Below are 6,215 nucleotides of genomic sequence, written 5' to 3'. Positions count from 1 at the left end.
GCTCACAACGAAGATAGCGAGTACAACGCTCACGACCATGACTGAAATTCGTTTCATGAGATATTTCTTGCGAAAAGGCTTAGCGGCCCGTCCACGGACGTCAGTTCAACGAAATCTTTGCACCGTTGACACTGACACCCGACTTATCGATGGTGATGATGGATCCTTCGACCGCAATTTCGATCTTGTTGGAGTCGATTGATATTCCCGGCCCTCCTTTTCCGACGCCAAGCGTTACCAAAGAGTCAGATCTGACATCGGCATTGGCCTTTCCGAACATGGACAAGCTTGTTTCGGCCGAATGAGCCATCTCGTTGGCGCTCACGTAGCGATGACCGGTTGCACCGTGCTCGACGTCGCCTTCGACGCCATGCGTGTCCATGCCCTTTACATTGACCGTTCGACCCGACAGGTGATTGTCCGTCGATGCCTGCGTGATGGTGCGCTCCCATTCGCCGTCACGAAAGCCGCTGTATTTGCCTTTGATCGCGGAATTCGTGTCCCCGGTAATATCTTCGTTGTACCCACCACTTGTGATGTTGCGCGTCTGGCCGGCTTCATAGGTTTGCGTCACCGCACCCGTGACCTGTTGCGTATGCGTGCCTGTGACGGCCGAATTCTCATTGCCGGTCACCGTCGAACTGCTATCGCCCGTCACCGACATCGAGTGGTTGCCACCCACGCTCATCGAGTTGTCATTCCCAACTGAAGTCGATCCGTTGTTCTTAACGGTCGTGTTCATATCCTTCTGGGCCTGCATCCACAACTCTTCCGCGCCCTGCCTGTCGTCCATGCGGATGCCGTTCGCGGTCTCCACGCCGCCCTTCATCGAACGGGACAGCATGCCGCTTTGCGTCGCGTTGCCCGGCAACTCCCACGGCGGCATCGACTCCGCGTTATACAAGCGTCCCACCACGATCGGCCGATCCGGATCGCCGTTCTCAAAATCCACAATGACTTCGCTGCCGACACGCGGAATATTCACGCCGCCGTACCCGCCGCCCGCCCACGGATACGAGACCCGCACCCAGCACGACGAGCTTTGATCCTTGACGCCCGATCGATCCCAGTGAAAACTCAGCTTCACTCGCCCGTATTGATCGGTCCAGATCTCCTGCCCCGCCGGTCCGGTCACGATGGCGGTCTGCGGACCACTCGTACGCGGTTTTGCATAACCGTCGCGCGGCGGCCGATAAATCGTCGTCGCTGGTTGCACGACAAACGAAGACGTGAACGAGTACTTGCCCGCACCGCTCGTCTGATCCGCTTCCGACGCGTGAATATACGATCCGATCACGAGGTATTCCTGATTGGCCGCGTCATGCGGATACCCTTCGAGCCTGAAGGTCGTTCCACACACGATGTCTCGTACATTGCCCGAGCCTTCCGCCAACTCGCCTTTCGCCCGCACCTCCTCCATCCGGACGCGCGCGAACTGTTCGCCATGCGACGGGTCCGTGTAATCACCCGGCCATTCGTAACGCTCGAAGTCGTTGTGCGCGGTTTCCAACGGCAAATCGTTCTGCACGATCAGCGCCGCGCCTGGCTTTTTGAAGTCGAAGTCATTCGTCACCCAGCGTCCGGATTGCAGACTTCCATCCAGACCAAAATTGTCGATATGCTCTTCGTCCGTCTTATGCCCCGGCGGATAAAAGCGAATGGTCTGATAGGCGGCGCTTTCGACCGGCTTATGCGCGCCCAGACCATCGACGAGGATCATTCGGTGAAAGCCGTCGCTATGCTCGTAAAACCAGTAGATGCCATGCTCGGCCATCAGGCGCTGAACGAAATGGAAATCGGTTTCTCCGTACTGAACCTGATAGTCCAGAACCGGATATTGCTCGCCGAGACGCATATCGTAGGAATACATGTACTTCGCGAACACTTGCTCGATGATCTCTACGACCGTCAGCCGCTGAAAAATCCGAAAGTCGGAGTTCTGCCTGGCGAGAGAAAACCAAGGCTCAAGCACGAGCCGATACTGACTTTGCCTGCTCGATTGCCCGATGTACTGCGCTTTCGTCACCACTCCGCTAATCTCGCGCGTACCCGAGCCGATATTGGATCCGCCCGCGCCTCCCGCCAGTCCGGACACGAAACTGCCCATGCCTTCCAATTGGATGGAAACGGTCAGTTCCTTACCGAGCATCGACTTCAAATCGAGATTGGCGGCCTCTTGCTTGGACATGATCGATTCGAGCGGCGTGCAACAATCGATCGTATATGCATAGACGCAGGAGAGCTGCTCCTCGCCGCGGATCGATCGCAATACCAGCGCTGATTCGCCTAAAGATGCCGCAGGCAAGGCAGCGCCGCTTATGCTCACCGTGCGGTTCGATCCATTGATCGACGCGGCGCTACTACCAGCGAAATTACCTGCGCCACTGAACGCGCCTTGGGCGCTTTGCGACGCATGCCCCGTACCAAACGACCCAGCCTTCGCAATCCCGCTTAGCTTGACTAATTTACCCACAATTCAAGCCCTCAAATTTGTCTTGATGAAACACGCTCGATATCGATTATTCGCAATCCGAAATTTTTGAGCACGGACTCAATTGACATGTCCAATTAGAATCCCTTGGCCATTTCCGGACACGCGTACGCTCACGCCTTCGATCATCAGCACAGCACGAGCGCTCGCTATCGCTTGCTCCGCAAGTCTGAAATTCGATGGCGACGAGAGGCCCATCATGAGTTGGGCCGCGTTGATGCCAAGTAGCAAGGCCGAACTATCCGACGAAGCGAAAATCCTGGGGCCGTTGCCTGCCTGCACATAAACTGCTGCTCCCTTGAAATCCCTTTGACTTAGCTCACCGCCCTGGAAGGCTTGAGTCATAAAGACAGAAGGACGCACAGGAAGACTCTGGCGCTGCGAGTCTGCGGCGGCTTTCTTCGCATCGTCGGAAGGAGCGGCATCGTTTTGCTTCTTGGGGTCTTTCGCTTCGGTCGGTTCAGCCGAAACGAAAGCGGGCAGCCGCATGGTCGGAAGCCTGATCTCCGGCATCGGCGCATTGGACGTTGGCAATTCCGCCCGCGCGAAATAAAAGCGATGCTCCTTCTGCTGCGGATCATTGAGAGCAAACGCGCCGCCCGACATCAACACGATATCGATACGTACACCATTTGATTCATCAGCTTTCCTTCCTATACCAGATGCAAAACTCCACTTGCTCGCTCTCAGTATTGACATGCAAATTCGTTCCGGTAGCCCGACCACGCAATCGACATCGATAACTTAGATTCAACACATAAATTTAGGAAGCCGACATTTCATAATCACCTGACTTTCATCACGCTTCCTTGTCCCATTCGAGCATCAGCTCAGCGGGAATCGCTTTCAATACTTCGGAATAGCGCTTTCCGACGAATTGCTCTGCACGCAGCAGCAAGACAGGGATGGGACTACTCGGTTCCCAGGTCTCGAACCACTGTCGTGCATCTCGAATGGATTGAAGCGCGGCATCTCGGTCCGTCAATTGCCTGGCGGGTGGCGAATCTAACGGCCTTTGCAAGTCGGCATCGTTATCGGTCGTTGTTATCGAATCGGCTTCTCGTGCGGGGGCGATCAGCTCTGATTGAGCGTCCGCATCGCTCGCGGGATCGATATGTGTGCCACGGTCTGTGCTCGAACTTCCGACAGCCGCCTTCGTCATTCGCCCGAGCAAGCGCAGCAATAGCGCAAGATCGGCAGCGAACATTCCCAAGTGAGTCTGGTTCCATGCGTCGATGGCGGCTAGGCTGTTTGCCGCGTCTTCGAAAGCCGCCATCAGCGCAGGCTGATGCACGCGCACATCGCCGAGTTGCCGCACCACCGACTCGACTGATAACGCATCGCTTGGGCGCGGCTGCGCATAGGCGCGCTCGACATCACGCACTCGCAAGCGTACAGCGGATGATCGTGCAAGCGCGATATCGCGAATGTCCCCGAGCAAACCGTCCGAATCGGTCAATGCCTGCAGCGCGTTCATGCGAATCTCGAGCGCAGCGTCTTTGTCTTCATCGACATTCGGCTGCGGATGGACCGACTCAGGATAATCTTCCAGCCATCTGGCCAGCAGGTTCAATCCTTCCGCCAGTCCCCTCGCTGAATCAAGCCGTGTGCGGCAGCGCGTGAACAGCACGCCCAACCGAATGTCTTTGCTGCGTATCATCAGCCGCCGGCAATCCCGATCCACTTCACTCCAGTTGACCGGCTCGGGTGTGCCGACAAAATCACCGTATTGAGCGTCGACTTTTGCCGCCACCTGGGCAAACAACACAACGAACTCCGGGTCATATTCAAGATCGGTACCGCATGGCGTTGCCGGATCGATCGGCGTCATCCAGTCGTGCGAGGGGGACGGTTCCAATGGTGCGTCGTTTTTCTTGTTCATCGTATTTCTTCAATTTGCTCTGTCATGCGCAGCGGATACCGTGCGCGAGGCATACGATTCAGGATCGAAACGCATGCCGGTAACGGGATTGCCGTCCGCTGAATGGCCCAGCCATCCGGACCATCCCAATTGCTGCTCACCGCCGATTTTTGCCGGCGCAGCGCTCTCCGCCTTGATACGTAACTCGAGTTCCCACTGAAACTCACGCCCGACGAAGCTGCGGACCCAATCCACGAGCTGCGGCAATGCCTCGCCACGCGGCGTGAAGCGCAGATATTCATCCAGCGCGAGCGGCCCGATCACGATTCGAAACCGGTGCTGCCGGTCCGGCACGCGTTCGCCCAGCATGGCGCCATCGCCCATGACGGAAGCCGCACTCAGTTCACCGAGATGCGTCTGATCCTCGCGACTGATCGTCACCCAATGAAACACGTATTCGTCGATGCTCACCGGCACGCCGAAGTAGTGTTCGAGCGTCATGCGCAAGCCTTCCGGATCGCGCGCTTCGCGCACCAGATGCGCCGATGCCGCCAGTTGCGCGTGCGCAGGCAACGCGCGTGTCGCAATTTCCCCGGGATCGCTTCCAACGAGATTCGCGATGTAGAAAGAGAAGCGCTCGTTGTCGCGCCGATCGAGGCCCGCGGCAGCCTGCCCCGACGCCCAGGCGCGGTAGAGCAAGGCAAGATACCGGTGATGAAAGATGTCGAGAAAGCGGACGAGCGTGGGATCGCGTCGGCTTTCTTCACGCTCCCGCGCGATCTCGGTGATATGGATGGGCAGCGGACCATTCGGACCCAGCATGCCCAGTCCGAACAGACGGATATGCAGCCGTCCGTTCAGTTCGCCGACGCTTGCAATCTCACGCGGCGCGAAAGCAAGGCTTGGCTGTTGCCCGAGTCTGAACGGTTCGGCGCGCGGGCGCGCGGCCGTGCCGATCGGATCGATACGCGAATCCGCACCGATACGCCGCATCAGCGAGAAGAATCCGTACTGCAAGGGTTCGGCCTCCAACTGCCCGATCAACTCCGGCGACAAGGCAGATTCTCGCAATAGCGCCGAATTTGCGATGCGCTTCATCAAGCCACCCCGCGCGTGCCCATCCGTACCGGCCAACGCATGACACGTCCACGCTGCATCGACTGCAGCGTGGTCTGAGTGAAGGAATTGATCGACACATGACGCGCGAGGAAATGCTCCAGAATCAAGCCGAAGAGATACGGACTCGTACCCGAAAAACCAGTCTCATCGACAGTCAATTCACATTCGATGCCTCTGCCGAATACGAGCGGCCCGCTTCCGGGCAGCTTGCGAGTGACCGGCTGCGTCTTCACGCCGACCAGACTTTCAACCTGCCGCGCATGCTGGGTGTCATCGCCGCTCAGAAAGAGGCGCAGCATATCGCGCAAGCCCTGACCGCCCGGCCGATGCTCGATGTCTTCCAGCGGCAAATAGTTGAAGTTCAGTTGCCGAATAAGACGCCATGCCGTTTCGCCATCGGCATAAGGCGGCCTTGGCGCGGACGGCGGCCTGATCAGACCGATGCTTTCGATCGGTTCGCCGCTTTCCGATTTCGCGAAATCGGACACGCCATTGCGCGGCACGAGCAACGGAAGGTCGCGATTGGTCACCCAGGCATCGGCTGACAAATAACGCATGCCCTCGCGATACGGCGCTTCGTGCTGATCGACCAGTGAAACAAACGTCTCGGTGCCGTTATAAGGCGTGCGCGTGCCGTATCGCCGCGCGCCGTCCGACAAAAGCCGTCGCTCGCGGCGCACCGAAAAATACCGGCCATGATTGCCTTCGTCGTTATTGACCGTCTGATAAAGCGGCCGAAATTCG

The 6,215-nt window shown here is 57.8% G+C and carries 5 protein-coding genes; all 5 read right to left on the bottom strand.

The features are described from left to right. Positions 1–100: 100 nt before the first annotated feature. Positions 101–2,347: a type VI secretion system tip protein TssI/VgrG gene (locus P7F28_RS06020; RefSeq protein ID WP_277183580.1), complete on the bottom strand. Its 2,247-nt coding sequence runs from the start codon at positions 2,345–2,347 to the stop codon at positions 101–103. A gap of 204 nt (positions 2,348–2,551) precedes the next feature. Continuing rightward, entirely contained in the window at positions 2,552–3,190 is a 639-nt protein-coding gene (locus P7F28_RS06015) for a hypothetical protein (protein WP_277183575.1), read from the bottom strand. A 100-nt stretch (positions 3,191–3,290) separates the two neighbouring features. Beyond that, positions 3,291–4,322, bottom strand: a complete 1,032-nt coding sequence (locus tag P7F28_RS06010) for an ImpA family type VI secretion system protein (RefSeq protein ID WP_277183579.1) — start codon at positions 4,320–4,322, stop codon at positions 3,291–3,293. 60 nt (positions 4,323–4,382) lie between these two features. After that, positions 4,383–5,450: a type VI secretion system baseplate subunit TssG gene (gene tssG, locus P7F28_RS06005; protein ID WP_277183574.1), complete on the bottom strand. Its 1,068-nt coding sequence runs from the start codon at positions 5,448–5,450 to the stop codon at positions 4,383–4,385. After that, positions 5,450–6,215: type VI secretion system baseplate subunit TssF (locus P7F28_RS06000; protein WP_277183572.1), on the bottom strand; the 766-nt coding region annotated here is incomplete at its 5' end. The genes P7F28_RS06000 and tssG, both read right to left, overlap by 1 nt.

Origin of the sequence: Caballeronia sp. BR00000012568055, assembly GCF_029439455.1 — a bacterium.
In the GTDB taxonomy this organism is placed as follows: Bacteria; Pseudomonadota; Gammaproteobacteria; order Burkholderiales; family Burkholderiaceae; genus Caballeronia.
The sequence above is the reverse complement of the archived record's forward strand: the minus strand, read 5'-3'. Positions and strand labels throughout refer to the sequence as shown.